This is a genomic window from Pectobacterium atrosepticum (genome assembly GCA_019056595.1).
In the GTDB taxonomy this organism is placed as follows: domain Bacteria; phylum Pseudomonadota; class Gammaproteobacteria; order Enterobacterales; family Enterobacteriaceae; genus Pectobacterium; species Pectobacterium atrosepticum.
In genome coordinates, this window is record CP036163.1 from 3,166,997 (window position 1) to 3,189,960 (window position 22,964).

General features: G+C 51.7%; 27 protein-coding genes. 12 read left to right on the forward strand and 15 right to left on the reverse strand.

Translation table 11 applies throughout. The features are described 5' to 3' along the window. Positions 1-28: 28 nt before the first annotated feature. The 10 genes from rapZ to DCX48_15120 form a co-directional block, all read right to left on the reverse strand. A complete protein-coding gene (gene rapZ / locus DCX48_15075) occupies positions 29-886 on the reverse strand; it encodes an RNase adapter RapZ (GenBank protein ID QXE15726.1) in 858 nt (285 codons plus the stop codon). Positions 887-1,047: 161 nt separating this feature from the next. After that, positions 1,048-1,521, reverse strand: a complete 474-nt coding sequence (gene ptsN, locus DCX48_15080; protein ID QXE15727.1) for a PTS IIA-like nitrogen regulatory protein PtsN — start codon at positions 1,519-1,521, stop codon at positions 1,048-1,050. 96 nt (positions 1,522-1,617) lie between these two features. Beyond that, positions 1,618-1,905 (reverse strand): ribosome hibernation promoting factor, encoded by a 288-nt coding sequence (locus DCX48_15085; protein QXE15728.1) that lies wholly within the window; start codon positions 1,903-1,905, stop codon positions 1,618-1,620. Positions 1,906-1,928: 23 nt separating this feature from the next. Continuing rightward, on the reverse strand, positions 1,929-3,362 hold the full coding sequence (locus DCX48_15090; GenBank protein ID QXE15729.1) for an RNA polymerase factor sigma-54: 1,434 nt from the start codon (positions 3,360-3,362) through the stop codon (positions 1,929-1,931). A 49-nt stretch (positions 3,363-3,411) separates the two neighbouring features. Further along, positions 3,412-4,137: a lipopolysaccharide ABC transporter ATP-binding protein gene (locus DCX48_15095; protein QXE15730.1), complete on the reverse strand. Its 726-nt coding sequence runs from the start codon at positions 4,135-4,137 to the stop codon at positions 3,412-3,414. A 3-nt stretch (positions 4,138-4,140) separates the two neighbouring features. Next, positions 4,141-4,713 carry a lipopolysaccharide ABC transporter substrate-binding protein LptA gene (gene lptA / locus DCX48_15100; GenBank protein QXE15731.1) on the reverse strand — a complete coding sequence of 191 codons (573 nt, stop codon included), beginning with the start codon at positions 4,711-4,713 and terminating at the stop codon, positions 4,141-4,143. After that, on the reverse strand, positions 4,694-5,260 hold the full coding sequence (lptC, locus tag DCX48_15105; protein QXE15732.1) for an LPS export ABC transporter periplasmic protein LptC: 567 nt from the start codon (positions 5,258-5,260) through the stop codon (positions 4,694-4,696). The genes lptA and lptC overlap by 20 nt, the downstream gene beginning before the upstream one ends. Then, positions 5,257-5,823 carry a 3-deoxy-manno-octulosonate-8-phosphatase KdsC gene (gene kdsC / locus DCX48_15110; GenBank protein QXE15733.1) on the reverse strand — a complete coding sequence of 189 codons (567 nt, stop codon included), beginning with the start codon at positions 5,821-5,823 and terminating at the stop codon, positions 5,257-5,259. The genes lptC and kdsC overlap by 4 nt, the downstream gene beginning before the upstream one ends. A 19-nt stretch (positions 5,824-5,842) precedes the next feature. Next, positions 5,843-6,850, reverse strand: coding sequence for an arabinose-5-phosphate isomerase KdsD (gene kdsD, locus DCX48_15115; protein QXE17263.1), 1,008 nt, complete (start codon positions 6,848-6,850; stop codon positions 5,843-5,845). Between the two features lie 80 nt (positions 6,851-6,930). Next, positions 6,931-7,899: a calcium/sodium antiporter gene (locus tag DCX48_15120; protein QXE15734.1), complete on the reverse strand. Its 969-nt coding sequence runs from the start codon at positions 7,897-7,899 to the stop codon at positions 6,931-6,933. 413 nt (positions 7,900-8,312) lie between these two features. Between DCX48_15120 and mlaF the strand changes: the two genes are divergently transcribed. The 7 genes from mlaF to murA all read left to right on the forward strand — a co-directional run bounded on the left by mlaF (position 8,313) and on the right by murA (position 13,164). Then, positions 8,313-9,125: a phospholipid ABC transporter ATP-binding protein MlaF gene (gene mlaF, locus DCX48_15125; protein QXE15735.1), complete on the forward strand. Its 813-nt coding sequence runs from the start codon at positions 8,313-8,315 to the stop codon at positions 9,123-9,125. Positions 9,126-9,132: 7 nt separating this feature from the next. After that, positions 9,133-9,915: a lipid asymmetry maintenance ABC transporter permease subunit MlaE gene (mlaE, locus tag DCX48_15130; protein ID QXE15736.1), complete on the forward strand. Its 783-nt coding sequence runs from the start codon at positions 9,133-9,135 to the stop codon at positions 9,913-9,915. A gap of 4 nt (positions 9,916-9,919) precedes the next feature. Further along, entirely contained in the window at positions 9,920-10,486 is a 567-nt protein-coding gene (mlaD, locus tag DCX48_15135) for an outer membrane lipid asymmetry maintenance protein MlaD (GenBank protein ID QXE15737.1), read from the forward strand. 12 nt (positions 10,487-10,498) lie between these two features. Continuing rightward, positions 10,499-11,128, forward strand: a complete 630-nt coding sequence (gene mlaC / locus DCX48_15140; GenBank protein QXE15738.1) for a phospholipid-binding protein MlaC — start codon at positions 10,499-10,501, stop codon at positions 11,126-11,128. 13 nt (positions 11,129-11,141) lie between these two features. Beyond that, entirely contained in the window at positions 11,142-11,432 is a 291-nt protein-coding gene (gene mlaB / locus DCX48_15145; protein ID QXE15739.1) for a lipid asymmetry maintenance protein MlaB, read from the forward strand. 134 nt (positions 11,433-11,566) lie between these two features. Beyond that, positions 11,567-11,821, forward strand: a complete 255-nt coding sequence (gene ibaG / locus DCX48_15150; GenBank protein ID QXE15740.1) for a BolA family iron metabolism protein IbaG — start codon at positions 11,567-11,569, stop codon at positions 11,819-11,821. 80 nt (positions 11,822-11,901) lie between these two features. After that, entirely contained in the window at positions 11,902-13,164 is a 1,263-nt protein-coding gene (gene murA / locus DCX48_15155; GenBank protein QXE15741.1) for a UDP-N-acetylglucosamine 1-carboxyvinyltransferase, read from the forward strand. A 108-nt stretch (positions 13,165-13,272) separates the two neighbouring features. On the opposite strand, the gene degS is transcribed toward murA, so the two are convergent. The 3 genes from degS to DCX48_15170 all read right to left on the reverse strand — a co-directional run bounded on the left by degS (position 13,273) and on the right by DCX48_15170 (position 16,520). After that, on the reverse strand, positions 13,273-14,370 hold the full coding sequence (gene degS / locus DCX48_15160) for a serine endoprotease DegS (GenBank protein QXE15742.1): 1,098 nt from the start codon (positions 14,368-14,370) through the stop codon (positions 13,273-13,275). A 137-nt stretch (positions 14,371-14,507) separates the two neighbouring features. Continuing rightward, entirely contained in the window at positions 14,508-15,878 is a 1,371-nt protein-coding gene (gene degQ, locus DCX48_15165) for a serine endoprotease DegQ (protein ID QXE15743.1), read from the reverse strand. Positions 15,879-16,115: 237 nt separating this feature from the next. Next, positions 16,116-16,520, reverse strand: coding sequence for a DUF1043 family protein (locus tag DCX48_15170; protein ID QXE15744.1), 405 nt, complete (start codon positions 16,518-16,520; stop codon positions 16,116-16,118). Positions 16,521-16,736: 216 nt separating this feature from the next. Here DCX48_15170 and DCX48_15175 point away from each other — a divergent pair, with 216 nt between their 5' ends. The 5 genes from DCX48_15175 to sspB all read left to right on the forward strand — a co-directional run bounded on the left by DCX48_15175 (position 16,737) and on the right by sspB (position 20,439). Next, complete coding sequence (locus DCX48_15175) at positions 16,737-17,888, forward strand: cell division protein ZapE (protein QXE15745.1); 1,152 nt, start codon at positions 16,737-16,739, stop codon at positions 17,886-17,888. Positions 17,889-18,122: 234 nt separating this feature from the next. After that, positions 18,123-18,551, forward strand: coding sequence for a 50S ribosomal protein L13 (locus tag DCX48_15180; protein ID QXE15746.1), 429 nt, complete (start codon positions 18,123-18,125; stop codon positions 18,549-18,551). Between the two features lie 15 nt (positions 18,552-18,566). Then, complete coding sequence (locus DCX48_15185; protein QXE15747.1) at positions 18,567-18,959, forward strand: 30S ribosomal protein S9; 393 nt, start codon at positions 18,567-18,569, stop codon at positions 18,957-18,959. Between the two features lie 329 nt (positions 18,960-19,288). Beyond that, the gene (locus DCX48_15190; GenBank protein ID QXE15748.1) at positions 19,289-19,930 is read left to right on the forward strand and encodes a stringent starvation protein A; all 642 of its coding nucleotides are present in this window, start codon (positions 19,289-19,291) and stop codon (positions 19,928-19,930) included. Between the two features lie 5 nt (positions 19,931-19,935). Beyond that, positions 19,936-20,439 carry a ClpXP protease specificity-enhancing factor gene (gene sspB / locus DCX48_15195; GenBank protein ID QXE15749.1) on the forward strand — a complete coding sequence of 168 codons (504 nt, stop codon included), beginning with the start codon at positions 19,936-19,938 and terminating at the stop codon, positions 20,437-20,439. Positions 20,440-20,502: 63 nt separating this feature from the next. Here sspB and DCX48_15200 read toward each other — a convergent pair whose 3' ends face one another. Further along, the gene (locus DCX48_15200; GenBank protein ID QXE15750.1) at positions 20,503-21,276 is read right to left on the reverse strand and encodes a (S)-acetoin forming diacetyl reductase; all 774 of its coding nucleotides are present in this window, start codon (positions 21,274-21,276) and stop codon (positions 20,503-20,505) included. Between the two features lie 262 nt (positions 21,277-21,538). Next, positions 21,539-22,957 (reverse strand): glutamate synthase small subunit, encoded by a 1,419-nt coding sequence (locus DCX48_15205; protein ID QXE15751.1) that lies wholly within the window; start codon positions 22,955-22,957, stop codon positions 21,539-21,541. Positions 22,958-22,964 lie beyond the last annotated feature (7 nt).

Here is a 22,964-nt window from a genome sequence, read left to right on the forward strand (position 1 = left end):
TTACCTTGTTGTACTGGTTTGCCGACTATCACGAAGGTTTCCGTTTTTCCAGCGTACGGTGGCGTGACTGTACGTTCTTACCGCGTGAGCGGAAGTAGTCTGCCAACTGCTCAGCGACGTACACTGAACGGTGTTTACCGCCAGTACAGCCAATGGCGACGGTCAGATAGCTACGGTTATTGGTTTCCAGCATCGGCAGCCACAGTTCTAGATAGCTGCGAGTCTGGTAGATGAAATTGTGAACTTCGGTATGTCGGTCGAGGAAGGACGCAACGGGCTTATCCAGACCAGTCATCGGGCGCAGTTTCGGATCCCAGTGCGGGTTTGGCAGGAAGCGCACGTCAAAGACGTAATCGGCATCGATAGGAATACCATGCTTGAAGCCGAACGATTCGAACACCATCGTGAGCTCGCGTTCTCGCTTGCCGAGCAGCCGTGTGCGCAGCATCTCGGCCAGTTCGTGCACGGACATCTCTGAGGTGTCAATAATCAGATCGGCGCGTGAACGCAGCGGTTCCAGCAGATCACTTTCTTCATCAATCGCGCTTTCCAGTGACAGGTTCTTACTGGACAGCGGGTGCAGGCGACGGGTATCGCTGTAGCGACGAATCAGCGTATTGCGATCGGCATCCAGAAACAGTAGTTGAGGCGAGAAACTTGGTGGCAGTTGCTCCATGGCATGCTCAAAGATTTCCGGCGATTCCGGCATATTGCGCACGTCAATGCTGACAGCCGCGGAAATGTTACGTGCCGCAAGCGTATTAGCCAGTTCTGGCAATAGCACCACTGGTAGATTATCTACGCAGTAGAACCCCATATCTTCTAATGCGCGCAGGGCGACAGATTTCCCTGAACCTGAGCGACCACTGACAATCATCAGCACCATCTGACGAGTCCCCTCTGGCAATGTGATGGCGAATTTTCATTGCCGCTATTTTATATAAAGTGATGTAGAGCTAAAAAAATGACGGCTTAGCGCAAGGATTGCAAGCATTCTCTGACTCTACAGCGAATTGCCCGTCATCGTGAGTATGGCGATTATCCGGTTTAATCCGCTTCCGTCATAATCTGGTACAGCTCTTCATCGCTTTGCGCCGCACGCAGGCGTCGGCAAACCGTTTTATCCGCCAGTCGCTTGGCAACAAGCGACAGGGTGTGCAAATGGGTTTTACATTGTTCCGCTGGAACCAGCAAGGCAAAAAGCAGATCAACGGCCTGATTATCAATGGCATCGAAAGCGATTGGTTGCTCTAACTGAATGAAAACACCGATGGCGCCCAGCGCATTATCGTCTTCCAGCTTACCGTGAGGAATTGCAATGCCGCCGCCGATTCCCGTACTGCCCATACGTTCCCGCGTGAGAATGGCATCAAAGATAATCTGCGAAGGAATATTAAGCTGCTTAGCGGCCAGCTCACTGATAATTTCCAGTGCCCGTTTCTTACTCTGGCAGTGGACGGTGCTTCTGGTGCACTCAGGACGTAATACAGTGCTGAGTTGCAATACGGAATCGTGGCTCATTTTATTTTCACTTAACGACGCTTTCACTTCTGGTGATCCCGACCCACCTGTTAGATGGGCCGAGTTTGTTCCTTTGCTAAACGGCAAAGGAGAAAATTAGTGCTGCTTGAGTTTATCTTTATGCTTATTGAGCTGTCTCGCCAGCTTATCAATCAATAAATCTATCGCGGCGTACATATCTTCCGCTTCAGAGGTTGCATGCAGCTCTCCACCATTAACATGGAGCGTAGCCTCGGCAATTTGCTGAACTTTTTCCACTCTCAATACCACATTGACCTGATTAATCCGGTCAAAATACTGCTCTAATTTGGCAAATTTGCCATTCACAAAATCACGCAGTGGTTCAGTGATCTCGATGTGGTGTCCGGTAATGTTGAGCTGCATAGTGTCTTCCTTCTCTGTTGAGATCAAATCAGTTGTTTACGCTGATTTGATGGTGGGATAGATAAAGACTCTCGGTATTTTGCAACGGTACGGCGCGCCACGATGATGCCCTGATCGGAGAGCAGTGCCGTAAGCTTGCTATCGCTTAGTGGCTTCACGGGGTTTTCCGCTGCAATAAGCTTCTTCACCAACGCGCGAATTGCCGTTGACGAGGCTTCTCCACCGCTATCGGTATTTACGTGGCTGGAGAAGAAATATTTTAGCTCAAAAATGCCGCGCGGACTGTGCAGGAACTTCTGTGTCGTCACGCGTGAAATAGTGGATTCATGCATATCCACCGCCTGCGCGATGTCTGCCAGTACCATGGGCTTCATGAATTCTTCACCCTGATCGAAGAAATCCTTCTGTTGCTCGACGATACAGCGGGTCACTTTCAGCAACGTGTCATTGCGGCTTTCTAGGCTCTTGATGAGCCAGCGCGCTTCTTGCAGGTTGCTGCGGATAAATTGCCCGTCGCTGTCGTTACGTACGCTGTTGCCCAGAGCAGCATATTGCTGGTTAATCTGCAATCGGGGAACGCTATCGGTATTCAGTTCAACGGCCCAGATTCCCTGAACTTTGCGCACCAGCACGTCAGGAATCACGTATTCGGATTCACCGGTGTTGATCGACTGCCCAGGACGTGGATCGAGCGATTGGATCAGCGCTAGCGCTTCTTTCAGCACCTCTTCTTTCAGACGGGTAACGCGGATCAGGCTGCGGAAATCATGGTTGGCTAATAGATCGAGATGATCGCTGACGATCAGGCGAGCTTCGGCCAGACGCGGTGTGCTGTCGTCAAATTGGGAAAGCTGTACCAGCAGACAATCACGCAGATCGCGGGCGGCGACGCCAACGGGATCGAAGCGTTGCACGCGTTTAAGTACGGCTTCGACTTCTTCCAGCGTCACGTCGTCGTCACCGATGCTGTCGAGGATGTCCCCCAGCGGCACGGTCAGGTAGCCTGTATTGTCTACCGCATCGACGATAGAAGTCGCAATGGCCGCGTCGGTGTCTGAAAATGGCGTCAGCTCAACCTGCCACATCAGGTAATCCTGAAGCGTTTGCGTGGTTTCGCCTTGATAAATAGGGAGTTCTTCATCGCGATAGTCAGAGCCAGTGCCCGACGGCGTGCCTGCGGAGTAGATCTCATCCCAGGTGGCATCGAGCGGCAATTCTTCCGGCATGTCCCTTTGCTCAAGGGCTTCACCGGTATCCAGTGAATCGCTATCTGCCTTTTCAAATGACTCGATTTCGTCGTGCTGATCCGTTTGTTCGAGCAACGGATTGCTTTCTAGCGCCAGTTGAATCTCCTGTTGCAATTCAAGCGTGGACAGTTGCAACAGGCGGATGGCCTGTTGGAGCTGTGGGGTCATGGCCAGTTGCTGGCTAAGCCTGAGTTGCAAACCTTGCTTCATAAATCGCGCTAACGTCCCATAAGTACTGCAAAGAGAAAATATTACCCTATCAGAGTCGGAAGCCTTCGCCCAGATAGACGCGTTTCACCTGTTCATCGGCCAAAATTTCGGTCGGTGAACCGTGGGCGATTAGGTTGCCCTGACTCACGATATAGGCTCGTTCACAGACATCAAGCGTTTCGCGGACGTTATGATCGGTAATCAACACGCCAAGTCCGCTGTCACGCAGATGCTCAATGATTTTTTTAATATCCAGTACGGAGATCGGGTCTACGCCCGCAAACGGTTCATCCAGCAGGATGAATTTGGGATTCGCTGCCAGCGCCCGCGCAATCTCTACGCGGCGTCTTTCCCCACCGGACAGCGATTGTCCCAGACTATCGCGCAAATGAATAATATGGAATTCTTCCATTAGTTCATTAGCACGATCTTCCTGTTGCTCGGTCGTCAAATCTTTACGGATCTGTAACACCGCCATCAGGTTGTCATAGACGCTTAAGCGACGGAAAATAGAGGCTTCCTGCGGCAGATAGCCAATGCCGCGTAGGGCGCGTTCGTGCAGGGGGAGCAGGCTGATGTCATCGTCATCAATGACGATGCGCCCTTCATCACGTGGGACGATGCCGACGACCATGTAGAACGTGGTCGTTTTACCGGCCCCGTTCGGCCCAAGCAGGCCGACGATTTCACCGGAATTGACGGTGAGGCTGACGTTTTCCACGACCTTACGGCCTTTGTACGCCTTGGCCAAATTTTCTGCGGTTAATGTTGCCATAACTTATTCAGTGACCCGTGGTTGCGGTTGTTGAGAACGAGAAGGCTGACTCTTGTTCTCTTTATCCTGAAGCTGAGAAGGGACTAACACCGTCGTCACGCGTTTTCCTTTGTCGCTGGTCGCTTCCATCTGCTGTTGTTTCACCAGATAGGTGATGCGATCGCCTTTTACATTGCTGTCCTGTTGTTCCAGATAGGCATTGCCTGTCAGCACCAGAAAGTCGGTGGCCAGCTCGTAGCGGATTTTCTGTGCGTGACCTTTTACCGGTTTGCCGTTGTCCTGCATCTGATAGAACGTCACAGGGTTACCGTAACCTTCTACCACTTCACTGCCTTGCCCGCCCTGTGGGCGCGTCACGACGACCTTGTCGGCTTTCACTTCAATCGTCCCTTGCTTAACGACAACATTGCCGGTGAACGTCACCGTGTTGCCCTGCATGTCCAGAGATTGCTGTGCTGAATCAATGTGAATAGGTTGGTTGCTATCGCCCGTGACGGCAAAGGTGGAAATGCTGACGGCGAACAGCGAGCTGGCGATCAGGGTGTTACGCATCAGGTTATTGGTTTTGGATTTCATAAGAGGTTTTTACCTTTTCGATCAACTCGGCCGTTTTGTTACGCAGATTTCCGCGCATTTTCATTCCGCTTGAGGTAAAGCTGGTGCCGTACAGGGTGACTTCATCATCGGAAGAGACGTCCTGCGTGACCAGATTCACCTGGGCATTATTCGTTGTGATACGCTGAAGCTGCGCGTCTTTCGTTAGGCTATTCACCTCGACGTGACCGTACAGATAGAGCATCTTGTCTTTTGTCAGCTTGGCGCGATCGGCGCGTACTGACCAGGTTGCCGTGCCCTGTTCGTTGAACAGCGTGGCAACAGGGGTCGTAAACCAACTCAACTGCTCGTCGTTGAAATACTCTGCTTTTTCTGAAATCAGCCTGTAGCTCAGCTTACCCGCAGGGCTATATACCTGTGTGTTAGTCTTTTCACTGGTATAGACCGGCACGGCGGGATCGTTTGCATCTGGAGCCACTACCGTGTCGTCATCAGCAATATTCCAGCCGATGAGGATAAGCACCAATAGTGCCAGAAAAGCGGTCAGCCAACGCTTGGTTTTACTCATATTGACAACCCTTTGGCATGCTCCAGCTTGTCCTGCGAGAACAGAATCAAATCACATAGCTCACGTACTGCGCCACGTCCTCCCGCAATGCGGGTGACATAATCTGCGCGCGGTAACAGCAGCGGGTGTGCATCTGTCACAGCAACGCTCAGTCCGACCTGTGCCATCACAGGCCAGTCGATCATGTCGTCGCCGATATACGCGACCTGATTTGCTGTTACTGACAGTTTATCTAACAGATCGTTGAAGGCCAAAACCTTATCCGATTGCCCCTGATAAAGATGGTTAATGCCCAGCGTTTTACAGCGATCTTCCAGCAATTTCGCGGAACGCCCAGTAATAATGGCAACCTCAATGCCAGATGTCAGCAAGCAGCGAATGCCATAGCCGTCACGGACGTTAAAGGCTTTCAGCTCTTCGCCGTGGTTACCCATGTAAATCAGACCATCGGACATCACGCCGTCAACGTCGCAGATTAACAGGCGAACTTCACGGGCTTTATCCAGTACCTGCTGATCGACAGGTCCATAACAGGTATCGGTTTGCGCCCTGGTTTCACTCATTCACAATTATCCTTTCTTTTTAAACCACGCCAGCCCGCAACATATCGTGCATGTGGACAATACCGACCAGACGATCGTTTTCTGCCACCAGCACCGAGGTGATGTGGCGCGACTGCATTAGGTTGAGTGCATCCACCGCCAGCGTTTGCGGTGCGACCCGGATGCCGCCTGCGGTCATCACATCAGCAATGCGCGCGCTGTTCAAGTCTATATTCATGTCGAAGATGCGGCGCAGGTCACCATCAGTGAAGATGCCCTGAATTTTCATATCCGCCTCGCAGATTACCGTCATACCCAGATTTTTGCGCGTAATTTCCACCAGCGCATCACGCAGCGAGGCATCATGTGGGACATGGGGGATCTCGTCGCCCGAATGCATGATATCGCTGACGCGCAGTAAAAGTTTGCGGCCGAGTGCGCCACCGGGGTGAGAAAGGGCGAAATCTTCGGCGGTAAAGCCGCGTGCCTGTAGCAAGGCTACGGCCAGCGCGTCGCCCATGACCAGCGTCGCAGTGGTGCTGGTGGTGGGGGCCAGACCGAGCGGGCAGGCCTCCTGTGGGACGTGAACGCACAGGTGAATATCCGCCGCTTTACCCATCGTACTTTCTGGTGCGCTAGTCATGCAGATCAGGAACACTTTCTGGCGTTTCAGAACGGGAATTAGCGAGAGGATTTCATGCGATTCGCCAGAATTAGAAATGGCGATCACGATATCGTGCGGGGTTACCATGCCGAGGTCGCCGTGGCTGGCTTCGCCCGGATGAACAAAAAAAGCGGGGGTACCGGTGCTGGCGAAGGTTGCGGCAATCTTGCAACCGATATGGCCAGATTTGCCCATCCCCATCACCACCACTTTGCCCTTGCAGTGAAAGATATTTTTGCAGGCGAGGGTAAAATTGTCGTCAATGTACTGATCTAATTGCGCAAGGCCATCGCGTTCGATACTCAGTACCTGCTTGCCCGCCTGCTGGAAATCGAAGTGTGCTGGTAGTTCATGAGTCTTCTGTCGCGTGTGATCGGCTTGCAGTTCGTGATCGGATAGTGCACGGTCAGACTGCTGTTTTAGATGAGCATCTTGTTCAAACTGTGACATACCAATAGTCCTGATTATGATGAAAAACGGAACAACACCGTAAGGTAGGCGATAAACGCGCAGCATAATAATGCGCCTGCGCCCTGTCCTATACGGCGTTTTTTACTGAGGCAGAGTGCGGTTAACAGCACGCTTGCCGCCAGCATGACCCAATAGTCGCGCTGAAAAATCTGAGGATTTAGTGCGCCCGGCGAGAGCAGCGCGGGTACGCCCAGAACAATCGCGATATTAAAAATGTTTGAGCCAATCAGGTTACCCAGCGCGATATCATCTTCTTTCTTCAACGTTCCTACGATAGCGGTAGCGAGCTCAGGCAGACTGGTGCCAATCGCCAATATCGTCAGCCCGATAGTCAATTCGCTGACATCGAAGTAGCGTGCAATAACGGTGGCGTTATCCACCACCATACGGGCCGCCATGGGTAAAATAATCATGCCGAGAATCAGCCACAGCACGGCAACCATCTGATTGCTGTCGTCCTGCGGGAGTTCCGCCAACTGTTCGCGAGTCAGGCTATCACCACCTTCCCGCTGTGCCTGTTGTGCCATGCGAAGTATCAACACCAGACATAGAATGGCGGCAAAGAGCAGCATCATGCCGTCGGCGCGGCTCAGGTAGCTATCATGCAGTAAAACGCCACACAATAAAGTGACGGACAACATGAGCGGCAATTCCCGGCGCAGTATGGCCGAATGTACCGTGAGTGGGCGAATGAGCGCAGCGCAGCCGATAATGAGCAAAATATTGGTGATATTGGAGCCGAGAACATTACCGACGGCCATATCGTTCTGATCGTTTAAGGCGGCGGTAACAGAAACAATCAGTTCAGGTAGTGAGGTGCCGAAGCCGACAATGGTGATACCGATGACGAAAGGAGGTAAGCCGAGAGAACGCGCAAGTACGGCGGCGCCATAGACAAGACGATCGGCACCGTAGACCAGTAATAGCAAGCCAACGAACAAGAGTAGTGTTGCAAAAAGCATGCAGCGTCCTTTAATAGGATATATACCCGTCATACTTCAAGCTGCATGTATATTGGCGATACTTGCTCACCCTAGCCACTTACTGGGGTAAGTTTCTGGAGACTCACTGCGCCGCCGCCTTCCTGCAACTCGAATTATTTAGTGTATAATCACCAGCTTGGTGTCGAATAAGTCAGTATTTCTGGACGAATTTCGCACAAAAAGCGTTTTTCTGTGATGAGTGCTAATTCTGACGGTGCTGGGCGAAAAAGTAAAACCTGTCGCGATAAGTAAAACCAGATAACGGTTTATGCCGCCATTTTGGACAAGAACTTGCGGTAAGTTTTTGTAAAACTCTTACTCTGATTAAAGCCAGCCGTTAGGCTGGAATGAAAGACCTCTATAAGCGTACTGATTGGTAAGGAATGGAAATAATGAACCATGAGGCAACTAATCTGGTCGAGATCCGTGGTCTTAGCTTTCGGCGCGGAGAGCGAGAGATTTTTACGGACATCACGCTGAATGTTCCTAAAGGCAAGGTCACTGCGATCATGGGGCCTTCCGGTATCGGTAAAACTACGTTGCTGCGTCTGATCGGCGGGCAACTATCGCCGGATAGCGGTGAAATTTGGTTTGATGGCGAGAATATCCCCGCGCTGTCACGCAGCGAACTGTATAACGCGCGCAAGAAAATGAGCATGTTGTTTCAGTCTGGCGCGTTATTCACCGATTTGAACGTGTTTGATAATGTCGCCTGGCCGCTGCGTGAACATACCCAACTGCCGGAATCGCTGCTGCGTAGCATCGTTATGATGAAGTTGGAAGCTGTGGGGTTACGTGGAGCCGCCGAACTGATGCCGGCAGAACTTTCCGGCGGCATGGCGCGGCGTGCGGCGCTGGCGAGAGCCATTGCGCTCGACCCGCAGCTGATTATGTTTGATGAGCCTTTTGTCGGGCAAGATCCGATCACGCTGGGGACTCTGGTCAAGCTCATTGATGAGTTAAACCATGCATTGGGCGTGACCTGCGTTGTCGTTTCTCACGATGTACCGGAGGTGATGAGCATCGCCGATTACGCCTATATTGTGGCCGACAAACGGGTGATAGCGGAAGGAACAGCGGATCAACTGAGGGCGAACGATGACCCGCAGGTTCGTCAGTTTCTTGATGGTATCGCCGACGGGCCAGTGCCTTTCCGTTTTCCTGCAGGTGACTATAAAACGTCGCTGCTAGGCTCAGGGGGTTAACGCAGTCATGTTATTACGGACGTTGGCGTCGCTAGGACGTCAGGGAATCTCCGCCAGTGCCTCGTTTGGGCGCGCTGGGCTGATGCTGTTTAATGCGCTGGTGGGTAAACCCGAATTTAGAAAACAGTGGCCGCTGTTGGTGAAACAACTTTACAGCGTTGGCGTGCAGTCGTTGCTGATCATCATCGTTTCCGGTCTGTTCATCGGCATGGTGCTGGGGTTACAGGGTTATATCATCCTGACGACTTACAGTGCCGAGGCCAGTTTGGGCATGATGGTGGCGCTGTCGCTGCTACGTGAGCTTGGTCCGGTGGTGACGGCACTGCTGTTCGCTGGGCGTGCCGGTTCCGCGTTGACGGCGGAAATCGGTTTGATGAAGGCAACTGAGCAGCTTTCCAGCATGGAGATGATGGCGGTTGACCCGCTGCGCCGCGTTGTCGCGCCGCGCTTCTGGGCGGGGTTAATCAGCATGCCTCTGCTGGCGGTGATTTTTGTCGCTGTGGGGATCTGGGGAGGTGCGCTGGTCGGTGTGGACTGGAAAGGTATCGACAGCGGGTTCTTCTGGTCTGCCATGCAGGGCGCGGTTGACTGGCGTCAGGATGTGTTGAACTGCGTGATTAAAAGTATCGTATTTGCGATTACCGTGACCTGGATTGCACTGTTTAACGGCTATGACGCGATCCCGACGTCTGAGGGGATTAGCCGTGCAACGACCCGAACCGTCGTGCACTCGTCGTTAGCGGTACTGGGATTGGATTTTGTGCTGACAGCACTGATGTTTGGGAACTGAGTCGATGCAAACAAAGAAAACTGAAGTCTGGGTTGGTGTGTTTATGCTGATCGCGCTGGCTGCCATCCTCTTTTTATGTCTGAAAGTGGCCGATCTCAAGTCGATCGGCAATGAGCCAACGTACCGCCTGTACGCGACATTTGACAACATTGGCGGGTTGAAAGCGCGTTCTCCGATTCGAATTGGCGGCGTGGTCATTGGCCGCGTGGCGGATATCTCGCTGGACGAGAAAACCTACTTACCGCGCGTGGCGATGGATATTCAGCAGCGCTATGATCATATTCCCGATACCAGTTCTCTGGCTATTCGAACCTCTGGCTTGCTGGGAGAACAGTATCTGGCACTGAACATGGGGTTTGAAGATGAGGATATGGGCACGACGATTCTGAAAGACAGTGGTGTGATTCAGGACACCAAGTCAGCCATGGTGCTTGAAGACCTCATCGGTCAATTCCTATATAAGAGCGGTGGCAATAGCGAGGATAATGCGGGTCAATCGGGTACGGAACCTGGTGCCGATCCTGCGGCTATGCCTGAGCACAACAACGAATCTGTTCCTTCACATCCATAAGAGGATATCTGCATGTTTAAACGTTTACTGATGGTGGCTTTACTGGTGGTCGCGCCATTAGCCAACGCGGCGGATCAAACGAACCCCTATCGTTTAATGAATGAAGCGGCGGAAAAAACTTTTAACCGTTTGAAGAGCGAGCAGCCAAAAATCAAGCAAAGCCCTGACTATTTGCGTACCGTCGTACGTGAAGAGTTGCTGCCGTATGTTCAGGTGAGATACGCCGGTGCGCTGGTTCTGGGTCGTTACTACAAAGATTCGACGCCAGCCCAGCGTGATGCCTATTTCAAAGCGTTTGAAGCCTATCTGGAGCAGGCTTACGGCCAGGCTCTGGCGATGTATAACGGGCAGAACTATCAAATCGCGCCTGAACAGCCGCTGGGCAATGCCGATATCGTTTCCATTCGCGTCACTATCGTAGATAACGGCGGCCGTCCTCCGGTTCGTCTGGATTTCCAATGGCGTAAGAACAGTAAAACCGGTAACTGGCAGGCGTACGACATGATTGCCGAAGGCGTCAGTATGATCACCACTAAGCAGAACGAGTGGGCGTCAATATTGCGTCAGAAAGGCGTTGATGGTCTGACTCAACAGCTGGAATCCTCGGCGAAACAGACCATCACGTTGGATCAGAAAAAGTAATTTGGGTACGAACATGGCGAACGCATTGAACTGGCAGGTGCAGGAATCAACGCTGGCATTAACGGGCGATCTCGATCGGGAAACGCTGTTACCGTTCTGGCAGCAGCGTGAATCGTTGCTGGCGGGTAAAACCACGCTGGATGTGTCTGGATTAAACCGTGTTGATTCTGCTGGGTTGGCATTGCTGATGCACGTTTATCAGCAACCGTCTTCAGGCGGTGAGATAGCGATTGTCGGTGCCAGCGATCGGCTAAAAACGCTCATTGCGCTCTATAACCTGAATGAAATCATTCCTGTGTCTTAAACGGCAATGCTGGTTGCCGGATTCGCCCCTTTAGGCATCGTCTGAAGGGGCGCATTCTTTGTTTAAGATAGCGCCATATTCATCTAAGATACCTCCCTGTAAATCATCTCCCCCTGACATAGAAATCGAGAGCGATGGAAAATAACGAAATTAAAGATGTGCTGATGAACACATTAGCACTGGAAGAAGCCCATGTTTCTGGTGATGGCAGCCATTTTCAAGTCATCGCGGTGGGCGGACTTTTTGCTGGAATGAGCCGAGTAAAAAAACAGCAGGCTGTTTATGCGCCGCTGATGGAGTACATCGCGGATAACCGTATTCATGCATTGTCGATCAAGGCTTATACGCCGGAAGAGTGGCAACGCGACCGTAAACTGAACGGCTTCTAAGTATTCCCTGTACGAGTGGGGATAAACTGCCAGTATCAGTGTGACGACATATTGAATTAAGACATCGAGATACAAAGACTATGGATAAATTTCGTGTTCAGGGCCCAACCCGCTTGGCGGGGGAAGTGACTATTTCCGGCGCCAAGAATGCTGCGTTGCCAATCCTGTTTGCTGCGTTACTCGCAGAGGAACCGGTAGAGATTCAGAACGTACCGAAACTGCGTGACATTGATACCACCATGAAGCTGCTTGGTCAGTTGGGTGCGCGCGTTGAGCGTAACGGTTCCGTCCACGTGGATGCCAGCGATGTAAACGTGTTTTGCGCGCCGTACGACTTGGTGAAAACCATGCGTGCCTCCATCTGGGCTTTAGGGCCACTGGTGGCACGGTTTGGGCAAGGACAGGTATCGCTGCCCGGCGGCTGTGCGATTGGCGCGCGCCCGGTAGATTTGCATATTTACGGCCTTGAGCAGCTCGGCGCGCAGATCGTACTGGAAGAAGGATATGTAAAAGCAACGGTTGATGGTCGCCTGAAAGGCGCGCATATCGTGATGGATAAGGTGAGTGTGGGTGCCACGGTAACCATCATGAGTGCGGCAACGCTGGCGGAAGGCACCACGATTATTGAGAACGCCGCGCGTGAGCCGGAGATTGTCGATACGGCAAACTTTCTGAATACGCTGGGTGCGAAAATCAGCGGTGCAGGCAGCGATAAAATCACTATTGAAGGCGTCGCGCGTCTGGGCGGCGGCGTGTATCGCGTTGTGCCTGACCGTATTGAAACCGGGACATTCCTGGTTGCGGCTGCGGTATCACGCGGTCAGATTATCTGCCGCAATACCCGTCCTGATACGCTGGATGCGGTATTAGCTAAGCTGCGCGAAGCGGGCGCGGATATCGAAGTCGGCGAAGACTGGATTAGCCTGGATATGCACGGTAAGCGTCCGAAAGCAGTTACCTTTCGCACGTCGCCGCATCCTGGATTCCCGACCGATATGCAGGCGCAGTTCAGCCTGCTGAATCTGGTCGCGGAAGGTACAGGTGTGATTACCGAAACTATTTTTGAAAACCGCTTCATGCATGTGCCTGAGCTTATCCGTATGGGCGCACAGGCGGAGATTGAGAGCAATACGGTGATTTGCCACGGCGTAGATAAGCTGTCGGGTGCGCAGGTGATGGCGACCGACTTACGTGCGTCGGCCAGTCTGGTGTTAGCCGGTTGTATCGCGGAAGGTGTGACGACAGTGGATCGTATTTATCATATCGATCGTGGCTATGACCGTATCGAAGATAAGCTGCGTGCATTAGGTGCGAACATCGAGCGTGTTAAAGAGCACGAGTAAGCGCTTCGCCTGTTTATCTTCATAATCATGTTTGTCAGCCGGGTGGTTTCCCACCCGGTTTCTTGTTTGCCCGCCGATGTGACTTTTATCAACCGACTTTGCATGCCGCTATTGGGTCGGGAATTCCTGAATCGTCATTTGTAGCGTGATTTGCTTATTAGCCCGCTCAATCGTGACAGGAATGACGGTACCGGGGCGTATTTCCGAAACCTGTTCCATGGTCTCGATAATCGAGCGTGCAGGTTTATTGTTCACGCTAACAATGACGTCTTCGATGTGGATACCCGCTTTATCCGCCGGACCGCCTGGATCGATAGTCTGGACGAGAATACCGGTCAATCTACCCTGTGCATCACGATTGTTGGTTAACGTACTGTTCTCAAAATTTTCGAGCTGTACGCCGTTGATGCCAATATAGCCGCGCACCACGCGACCATCGCGAATCAGTTTGCCCATCACCTTGGTAGCCAGCGCCACAGGAATTGCGAAGCTAATACCTTCCGGCGTTTCGCCATTGCTGCTTTTATCAAAAGAGAGGGTATTAATACCGACCAGTTCACCGAGCGTGTTGACCAGCGCACCGCCGGAGTTCCCGTGGTTAATTGACGCATCGGTTTGCAGTAGATTTTGGCGTCCTACCTGGCTTCTTTGCTGGCCGTAAGCGCTGAGGCTGACGCGGCCGGTGGCGCTGATGACGCCCTGTGTGACGGTTTGCCCCAGATTATAAGGGTTGCCGATCGCCATCACGACATCGCCGACGTGCGGGAGACGGTCTGGATTCATGGGAATGACGGGCAGATTAACGCCATCAATTTGCAGCACAGACAGATCGGTTAGGGAATCGGAACCGATTACGCGGGCTTCGTACAACCTACCATCTGATAGCTCTATCTGGATCTGCTGCACGTTATTAATCACATGCTTATTGGTTAAAATATACCCTTTTTCATTCATGATGACGCCAGAACCCAGAGGATGAATAGCGACTTCACTGGGTTTTTCCGTATTGGCAACCCGATTATAAATGTTAACCACAGCAGGAGTCGCACGGTTGACGCCCTGATGGTAGCTTACGGGCGAACCATCAGTATTTCTGTCATTGCTTTTCAGAAACGACGTGCCAGACCCGACAAACGGGAGTACGGCCAGAATAATACCGGCAACGAGGGCACCAAATAGCGCTGAACGTAATAACTTAGCAAGCATGGCCGTGATTTACTGTGGAAAAAGGGAGGTAGGGTGAGGATATCACGAGAAGTTCGGACACCGCATGGCTCGGTGTCCGATTTTTTAACATCAGCGATTTTCTGGCTGGTTAGGCTGTCGTAAAAAACGACAAGCGATTAACGTAGCAGCAGATAGATCGTTTCTTCGCCACGGACGATGTTCAGTGCCAGAACGGAAGGCTTCGCTTCCAGCAGCTTGCGCAGTTGCGTGATGTTTTCAATGCGCTCGCGGTTTACGCCAATGATGATATCGCCTTTTTGCAGACCAACCTGCGCAGCAGGCGTGTCCTTAGCGACGTTATCAATCTGCACGCCTTTGCTGCCATCTTTCAATTGACCATTGATCAGCGATGCACCCTGCAATGACGGTGAAAGCGTTTCGGCGCTGGTCGATGCCGATGTGCTGTTATCCAACACCACCGAAACCTCCTGTGGTTTACCATCACGCAGCAGGCCGATTTTCACGGTCTTGCCCGGCGCGGTGGTGCCGACTTTGGCTCTCAGTTCTGCAAAGCTGCTGATCGGTTTACCATCCAGAGTAGTCAACACGTCGCCAGCCTTGATACCCGCTTTGGACGCGGCAGATTTCGGTAAGACTTCGCTGACGAAAGCGCCGCGCTGTGCATCGACGTTGAAGGCTTTCGCCATCTCAGACGTCATCTCGCTGCCTTTAATACCCAGCAGCCCGCGTTTAACTTCACCAAATTCAACCAACTGCTGCGCCAGATTCTGAGCCATGTTGCTGGGGATGGCGAAACCGATACCGATGTTTCCTCCGCCCGGAGCCAGAATCGCGGTGTTGATACCGATCAGTTCGCCGTTGAGGTTAACCAGCGCACCGCCGGAGTTACCGCGGTTGATAGAAGCATCGGTCTGGATGAAGTTTTCCAGCCCTTCAAGGTTCAGGCCGCTACGTCCCAGTGCAGAGATAATGCCGGATGTCGCGGTCTGGCCGAGGCCGAATGGGTTACCCACGGCAACGGCAAAATCACCGACGCGCAACTGATCGGAATCCGCCATTTTTACGGATACTAGGTTTTTGGCGTCATTCAGCTGTAGCAGGGCAATATCGGTCTGCTCGTCGCGACCAATCAGTTTCGCATCATATTCACGCCCGTCATTAAGCTGGACGCGAATTTTGTCGGCATTATTGATAACGTGATTGTTGGTGAGCACATACCCTTTTGCTGCATCAATAATCACGCCGGAACCCAGCCCTTCAAACGGACGAGAATTTTGTTTGTCCGTCGGGAAATTTGGCCCAAAGAAGAACTTGAACTCTTCCGGTACGCGCTGGCGCTGTACCTGTGTACCTTCAACATGCACGCTGACGACAGCTGGTAAGACTTTTTCCAGCATTGGGGCCAGGCTTGGCGTTTGTTGCCCTTGAACCACGGAAGGTAGCGCAGCATTCGCTGCGGGAAGCGTGGACAGGGTCAAACCTATACTCATTGCCAGTGCACTAAATAATAATGACGTTTTTTTCATTGTTATTAACTCTCTCACGGCCTACGGATGAATAAAACGATGATATATAAACTTAAAGAAACGGTGAAGAGTCAGACTGGCGATCAATGTGTAAAGTTCACTGCTGTTTCGTCAGCAGATTGTAACTATCGCTTTTTATGGTGCGTGATAGGGTAGATGCGCGTCTTAATAAGCGTAGAACAAGGGAAGGAAAGCGTGAGGCCAGAAAGCCTCACGTCTAGGGTATATTAGTTGATATTATTTACGGAGCGGGCGCTCGCCCCGTAGCAAACCTGACGCACCATCGGAATAATCGCGTGGTGGCATGTTCACCGGTGCCTGATCGTTATCCGCTTCTGACTCGGTCAGACGGTATTTAAACGGATTATCCTGGCCGGGAACGTTAGGTAACAGGTTATTGGAGCTTTTCGCCATGTGCTGATAAAGCTGACGATAGTCATCCGCCATGTTATCCAACAACTCCGCACTGCGGGCGAAGTGTCCGACCAATTCCTGACGATAGTCTTCCAATTCGGTTTTGCTTTTCTCCAACTCATTTTGCAATACCTGCTGTTGCCGCAGCTTACGGTTACCAAAGCGCATGGCTACAGCACCAATAATAATACCGACAACTAAACCTATCAGCGCATACTCCCAAGTCATAATAGCTCCTATTTTGACGTCGTTGTCCCGTAGGGGTTTTTCACTTAATAATAGTCACTATAACCGTTAACCTTGTCCGAGTGGAATCCTGATGCTCGATGACTGAGGGGAATGTTGATTCACCGCAGACATCAAGGTTGTTAACTGCGACGATTACGGCTTAAATCGACGGCAACACACAGCAAAACACGACTAACTTTTTTCTCAGGGATTGCGATGGCTACTCCACAGACAACACGGCAGCAAACAACACCCTTGGCGCTTTACCAACAGGCACTTTCCGCCGGTGAATATCAACCGGACGAGGTGCAGCGGCAAACTGTTGTGCGTCTGGAAGCGATACATCAGGCACTATGCGAACGTGCTGCTGATGACGATGTGGAAGCGTCTGGTCGTGTGGGTAAGTGGCGTAGCTGGCTGGGACTGCGTGATAAACGCGAGTCTGAGCCGGTTCAAGGGCTATATATGTGGGGCGGCGTCGGGCGTGGTAAAACTTGGCTGATGGATATGTTTTTCCATAGCCTGCCTGCCGAACGTAAGATGCGTCTCCATTTCCATCGATTTATGCTGCGGGTACATGAAGAGCTGAACCAGTTTCAGGGGCAGGAAAATCCGCTGGAGAAAGTGGCTGACGGCTTCAAAGCCGAAACTGATGTGTTGTGCTTTGATGAGTTTTTCGTCTCTGACATTACCGATGCGATGCTGTTGGCTGAACTGCTGCGTGCGCTGTTTGCCCGTGGTATTACGCTGGTGGCGACATCGAATATTCCGCCGGACGATCTCTATCGCAATGGATTACAACGCGCGCGCTTTATTCCTGCGATTGAGTTGATTAAACAGCACTGTGAAGTACGTAATGTCGATGCGGGTGTCGATTATCGTCTGCGTACGCTGACACAGGCACACCTTTATCTCTCGCCGCTGAATGAAGAGACGAGTGCCGCGATGCAGCAGATGTTTACTCGTCTGACTGGCAAGAAATTGCAGACGCCGGGACCGGTGCTGGAAGTCAATCATCGTCCGCTAGCGACACTCGGCGTGAGTGACGGCGTGCTAGCAGCCGATTTCCACACGCTGTGTACAGAGGCGCGCAGCCAGAATGATTACATCGCGCTTTCGCGCCTCTACCACACGATGCTGTTGCACAATGTGACGGTGATGGAAACGAAAGAAGAGAACACCGCTCGCCGTTTTCTGGCGCTGGTAGATGAGTGCTACGATCGCCGCATCAAACTGATTATCTCTGCACAGGCATCGATGTTTGATATCTATCAGGGAGAGCACTTGAAATTTGAATATCAGCGCTGTTTATCCCGTTTACAGGAAATGCAAAGCGAAGAGTACCTACGGCAGCCACATTTGGCATAACGCAGGCTGTAGTTTTCGTCATTTACGTGTGAAAAAAGGTCGATTTTTGAGAATGACTTCTCTATAATCTTGCGACCCCACGTTACAACAAAGTTTTTTTCCCAAAAACTTTATAGTGCCGGCATTGGCTATTCGAAGGGGTAGGTTTGCTGGACTGATGGTCGTGTGAGCCTCAACTGTTTTCGAGCGTTAGGGTGTTCACCAACGTGTAACTAATTATTGGGTAAGCTTTTAATGAAAACTTTTACAGCTAAACCAGAGACCGTAAAACGTGACTGGTACGTTGTTGATGCGAACGGTAAAACTTTAGGCCGTCTCGCTACTGAACTGGCTCGTCGTCTGCGCGGCAAGCATAAAGCGGAATACACCCCGCACGTTGATACGGGTGATTACATCATCGTTCTGAACGCTGACAAAGTTGCTGTAACTGGCAACAAGCGTACTGACAAGATTTATTATCATCACACCGGTCACATCGGTGGTATTAAACAAGCGACCTTTGAAGAGATGATTGCCCGCCGTCCTGAGCGTGTGATTGAAATCGCGGTTAAAGGCATGCTGCCGAAGGGCCCGTTGGGTCGTGCTATGTTCCGTAAACTGAAAGTTTACGCGGGCACCGAGCACAATCACGCGGCACAGCAACCGCAAGTTCTGGACATTTAATCGGGATTATAGGCAATGGCTGAAAATCAATACTACGGCACTGGTCGCCGCAAAAGCTCCGCCGCTCGCGTGTTCATCAAACCGGGCAGCGGTAACATCGTTATTAACCAGCGTAGTCTGGAACAGTACTTCGGTCGCGAAACTGCCCGCATGGTAGTTCGTCAGCCGCTTGAACTGGTCGACATGGTTGGTAAATTTGATCTGTACATCACCGTTAAAGGTGGTGGTATCTCTGGTCAGGCTGGTGCGATCCGTCATGGTATCACCCGCGCTCTGATGGAGTATGATGAGTCCCTGCGTGGCGAACTGCGTAAAGCTGGTTTCGTTACTCGTGATGCTCGTCAGGTTGAACGTAAGAAAGTCGGTCTGCGTAAAGCACGTCGTCGTCCTCAGTTCTCCAAGCGTTAATTTCTGGCTGCATTGCAGCGAAATCAATGCAAAAAACCCGGTGCTTGCCACCGGGTTTTTTATGTCTAAAAATAATTTCCTCGAAATATACGTTTTACTTTCCGTATGTTAGCGATGAAGTTGCGCTTATGCCCCCACAAAACGAACAAAATCTGATAAGCTATTAGCCGATTTTATGCCTGTGTGCCAGCTATCGCGTAGCTGTTTAAAACGATGGATTTTATCAGGCGATGTTTACACATTGGCGAGCAGAATTTCGAATAGCGGTTTGCAGGTTATTCACTGCGTGGTTATTCGCCATATTATTCTCAATAAACTTGGAGGTTTTCATGGCTGTCGCTGCCAACAAACGTTCGGTAATGACGCTGTTTTCTGGTCAGTCCGACATTTTTAGCCATCAGGTCCGCATTGTATTGGCGGAAAAAGGTGTGAGTGTCGAGATTGAGCTGGTGGACATGGATAATCTGCCTCAGGATCTTATTGACCTCAATCCTTATGGTTCCGTGCCGACGCTGGTCGATCGCGAACTGACGCTCTATGAATCACGTATTATCATGGAGTATCTGGATGAACGTTTCCCTCATCCGCCGTTAATGCCTGTCTATCCTGTTGCGCGCGGTAACAGCCGCCTGATGATGCATCGCATTGAGAGCGACTGGTATTCTTTGCTTAGGAAAATGACGCATGGCAACGCTCAGGAAGCGGATGCAGCGCGTAAGCAACTGCGTGAAGAACTGCTGGCAATTGCCCCAGTGTTCAATGAAACGCCTTATTTCATGAGCGAAGAGTTCAGCCTGGTGGATTGCTATCTGGCTCCGCTGCTGTGGCGTCTGCCGCAGTTAGGTATTGAACTGAGTGGTTCGGGCGCGAAAGAGCTGAAAGGCTACATGACACGCGTCTTTGAGCGTGATGCGTTCTTGGCTTCCCTGACGGAAGTAGAACGTGAAATGCGTTTGCAAACCCGAGGTTAAACTGTATGGCGTTGTCTCAACTGTCTCCGCGTCGTCCGTATTTATTACGGGCTTTTTATGATTGGTTGCTGGATAACCAATTAACGCCTCATCTGGTAGTCGATATCACTCTGCCGGATGTTATGGTACCGATGGAGTTCGCCCGTGATGGCCAGATCGTGCTGAATATTGCACCGCGCGCTGTTGGTGGCCTTGAGTTAGCTGATGACAGCGTTCGTTTCAATGCTCGTTTTGGCGGCGTACCGCGTCAGGTTCATGTGCCGATGGCGGCCGTAATGGCGATCTACGCACGTGAGAACGGAGCTGGAACGATGTTTGAGTCCGAACCTGCTTATGAGTCTGCAGGTGAATATGAAGGCTTTCAAGAAGGGGCGCCCTCTTCAGGGACGGTCATGTCGATTGTCGATAGCTCACCTGATTCTGAAGCACCTGACGATGGTTCCGGTTCTGATGACGAACCACCACCGCCGCCTAAAGGTGGCAGACCATCGCTACGGGTCGTAAAATAATCCGTTCCTAAGGGCACTTTAACAGTGCCCTTTCTTATTTCGTATCGTTAGCAAAATATGCCGTTAATTGAACACCATTCCGCCATCAATGAGTAACGACTGTCCTGTCATATAATCTGAATCGTGGCTGGCCAGATAGGAGACACAAGCGGCAACATCTTCTGGTTCGGATAAACGACCTAGTGTGATGCGTTTGGCGAATTCTTCCGTTGCATAGCCACGCGGTTTTCCTGCGGACTCAGAGATCTTCCGATCGATTTCATCCCACATTGGCGTTTTTACGATACCTGGACAGTAGCCATTGACCGTGATGCCCAGCGGCGCTAAATCGCGAGCAGCAGTTTGCGTCAAGCCGCGAACCGCAAATTTACTCGAGCTGTAGACGGCGAGCTCAGGATTACCGACATGTCCGGCCTGTGAGCAGGCATTGATGATTTTGCCGCCATGACCCAGAGATTTAAAGGCATCAAGAGCCGCCTGAATTCCCCAGATAACGCCTTTGACGTTGATGTTATAAACACGATCAACAACTTCTGGCGTGATATCTTCAATCAGGGTTGAGGGAGCAACACCGGCGTTATTGACGATGACGTTAAAGTCACCAAAGCGCTTTTTGGCTTCTGCAACGGCGGCGAAAACGGCCTCACGATCCGCGACGTCTGCCTGTAGTGCGATGGCTTGCCCGCCGGATTTTTCAATTTCCTGCGCCACGCTACGCGCTGTTTCTTGGTTATAGTCCACGATGGCGACGGCAAAGCCATCTGCCGCCAGTCTGAGAGCAATAGCACGGCCAATACCTTGACCGCCTCCTGTTACAAGAGCCACTTCGACTGTCATATTTCCTCCTTAATGAAATCCAATCTCAATAAAGACAAGTAAATGCCGGAGATAAGTGTAGGCCTTTCACGTGAAATTGCAGGATTTATTACGAAAAGTTCTTTAGAACGGAGTGGAAAGATGAAGGGTTTATTAGCCCGTTTGGTGTGAAACTCTAAAAAAAGAAACAAGGTGGGTTGCCATCAGTTGCTAATGGACGCTTAAGGTAAAGCCGGAAAAAGAAAAGGGCAGCCAGCCTGCCCTCAGGAGACGTCGTGCGTTTCTACACTTCCAGATAGTTCATGATGCCGTCAGCGGCTTTACGACCTTCTGCGATGGCGGTAACCACCAGATCGGAACCGCGTACAGCATCGCCGCCCGCAAAAATTTTCGGGTTGCTGGTCTGGAAGGCGTTATCGCAGCTTTCCGGTGCGACAATACGACCTTGATCGTCCAGCTTGACGTCATGTTCTGCCAGCCACGCCATTTTGTGCGGACGGAAGCCGAACGCCATGATGACCGCATCGGCTTCCAGTACGTGCTCGGAACCCTCTACGATTTCAGGACGACGACGTCCATTGGCATCAGGTACGCCCAGTGCAGTTCGCGCCATTTTCACACCGCACACTTTGCCTGCGCCATTGACCTCGACGCTCAGCGGTTGCAGGTTGAATTTGAACTCGACGCCTTCTTCACGTGCATTTTTCACTTCGCGCTTGGAGCCAGGCATGTTCTCTTCATCACGACGATAGGCACAGGTAACGTGCGTTGCGGCCTGACGAATTGAGGTGCGCACGCAGTCCATCGCGGTATCACCACCGCCTAGCACGACAACGCGTCTCCCCTGCATGCTGATGTAAGGCTCGTCTGCTGCGGCTTCAAAGCCCATCAACTGCTTGGTATTGGCGATCAGGAACGGCAGAGCATCATAAACGCCCTGAGCATCTTCATTGTCCAATCCGCCACGCATAGACTGATAGGTGCCGACACCGAGGAATACGGCATCGTACTCGTCCAGCAGCGCTTTCATCTGTACGTCTTTGCCGACTTCGGTATTCAGACGGAATTCGATCCCCATCTCGGTGAAGATTTCACGGCGTTTCACCATCACCTCTTTTTCCAGCTTGAAAGAGGGGATGCCGAAGGTCAGCAGGCCACCGATCTCAGGGTGACGATCGAAAACGACGGCCTGTACGCCACTTCGTGCCAGCACATCGGCACAGGCCAGCCCTGCTGGGCCAGCGCCGATAATGGCGACGCGTTTGCCTGTCGGTATGACGTTGGCAACGCTCGGCTTCCAGCCCATCTCTATCGCTTTATCATTGATATAGCGCTCGATGTTGCCGATGGTGACCGCGCCGAACTCGTCATTCAGCGTACAAGATCCTTCACACAGACGATCCTGCGGGCATACGCGGCCGCACACTTCCGGCAGGCTGTTAGTCTGGTGCGATAACTCAGCCGCTTCGATAATGCGGCCTTCGTTCGCCAGTTTCAGCCAGTTCGGGATGTAGTTATGTACTGGACATTTCCATTCACAGTAAGGGTTTCCGCATGACAGGCAGCGATCTGCCTGGGCTTTGGACTGGCTTTCTGAGAACGGCTCGTAGATCTCAACAAATTCAATTTTACGAATCTTCAGCGGTTTCTTGGGCGGATCAACGCGCTGTAAGTCGATAAACTGGTAAACATTCTGACTCATGATGACC

Bases quoted from the DNA above. Each gene is read 5' to 3' on its own strand.
- rapZ (QXE15726.1), bottom strand. From the start codon at position 886: ATGGTGCTGATGATTGTCAGTGGTCGCTCAGGTTCAGGGAAATCTGTC.
- kdsC (QXE15733.1), bottom strand. From the start codon at position 5,823: ATGAGTGAAACCAGGGCGCAAACCGATACCTGTTATGGACCTGTCGAT.
- mlaC (QXE15738.1), top strand. From the start codon at position 10,499: ATGTTTAAACGTTTACTGATGGTGGCTTTACTGGTGGTCGCGCCATTA.
- murA (QXE15741.1), top strand. From the start codon at position 11,902: ATGGATAAATTTCGTGTTCAGGGCCCAACCCGCTTGGCGGGGGAAGTG.
- degS (QXE15742.1), bottom strand. From the start codon at position 14,370: ATGCTTGCTAAGTTATTACGTTCAGCGCTATTTGGTGCCCTCGTTGCC.
- DCX48_15180 (QXE15746.1), top strand. From the start codon at position 18,123: ATGAAAACTTTTACAGCTAAACCAGAGACCGTAAAACGTGACTGGTAC.
- mlaF (QXE15735.1), top strand. From the start codon at position 8,313: ATGAACCATGAGGCAACTAATCTGGTCGAGATCCGTGGTCTTAGCTTT.
- lptC (QXE15732.1), bottom strand. From the start codon at position 5,260: ATGAGTAAAACCAAGCGTTGGCTGACCGCTTTTCTGGCACTATTGGTG.
- DCX48_15090 (QXE15729.1), bottom strand. From the start codon at position 3,362: ATGAAGCAAGGTTTGCAACTCAGGCTTAGCCAGCAACTGGCCATGACC.
- DCX48_15085 (QXE15728.1), bottom strand. From the start codon at position 1,905: ATGCAGCTCAACATTACCGGACACCACATCGAGATCACTGAACCACTG.
- DCX48_15095 (QXE15730.1), bottom strand. From the start codon at position 4,137: ATGGCAACATTAACCGCAGAAAATTTGGCCAAGGCGTACAAAGGCCGT.
- DCX48_15185 (QXE15747.1), top strand. From the start codon at position 18,567: ATGGCTGAAAATCAATACTACGGCACTGGTCGCCGCAAAAGCTCCGCC.
- DCX48_15175 (QXE15745.1), top strand. From the start codon at position 16,737: ATGGCTACTCCACAGACAACACGGCAGCAAACAACACCCTTGGCGCTT.
- DCX48_15190 (QXE15748.1), top strand. From the start codon at position 19,289: ATGGCTGTCGCTGCCAACAAACGTTCGGTAATGACGCTGTTTTCTGGT.
- ptsN (QXE15727.1), bottom strand. From the start codon at position 1,521: ATGAGCCACGATTCCGTATTGCAACTCAGCACTGTATTACGTCCTGAG.
- lptA (QXE15731.1), bottom strand. From the start codon at position 4,713: ATGAAATCCAAAACCAATAACCTGATGCGTAACACCCTGATCGCCAGC.
- degQ (QXE15743.1), bottom strand. From the start codon at position 15,878: ATGAAAAAAACGTCATTATTATTTAGTGCACTGGCAATGAGTATAGGT.
- sspB (QXE15749.1), top strand. From the start codon at position 19,936: ATGGCGTTGTCTCAACTGTCTCCGCGTCGTCCGTATTTATTACGGGCT.
- DCX48_15200 (QXE15750.1), bottom strand. From the start codon at position 21,276: ATGACAGTCGAAGTGGCTCTTGTAACAGGAGGCGGTCAAGGTATTGGC.
- DCX48_15170 (QXE15744.1), bottom strand. From the start codon at position 16,520: ATGACTTGGGAGTATGCGCTGATAGGTTTAGTTGTCGGTATTATTATT.
- ibaG (QXE15740.1), top strand. From the start codon at position 11,567: ATGGAAAATAACGAAATTAAAGATGTGCTGATGAACACATTAGCACTG.
- mlaE (QXE15736.1), top strand. From the start codon at position 9,133: ATGTTATTACGGACGTTGGCGTCGCTAGGACGTCAGGGAATCTCCGCC.
- DCX48_15120 (QXE15734.1), bottom strand. From the start codon at position 7,899: ATGCTTTTTGCAACACTACTCTTGTTCGTTGGCTTGCTATTACTGGTC.
- mlaB (QXE15739.1), top strand. From the start codon at position 11,142: ATGGCGAACGCATTGAACTGGCAGGTGCAGGAATCAACGCTGGCATTA.
- mlaD (QXE15737.1), top strand. From the start codon at position 9,920: ATGCAAACAAAGAAAACTGAAGTCTGGGTTGGTGTGTTTATGCTGATC.
- DCX48_15205 (QXE15751.1), bottom strand. From the start codon at position 22,957: ATGAGTCAGAATGTTTACCAGTTTATCGACTTACAGCGCGTTGATCCG.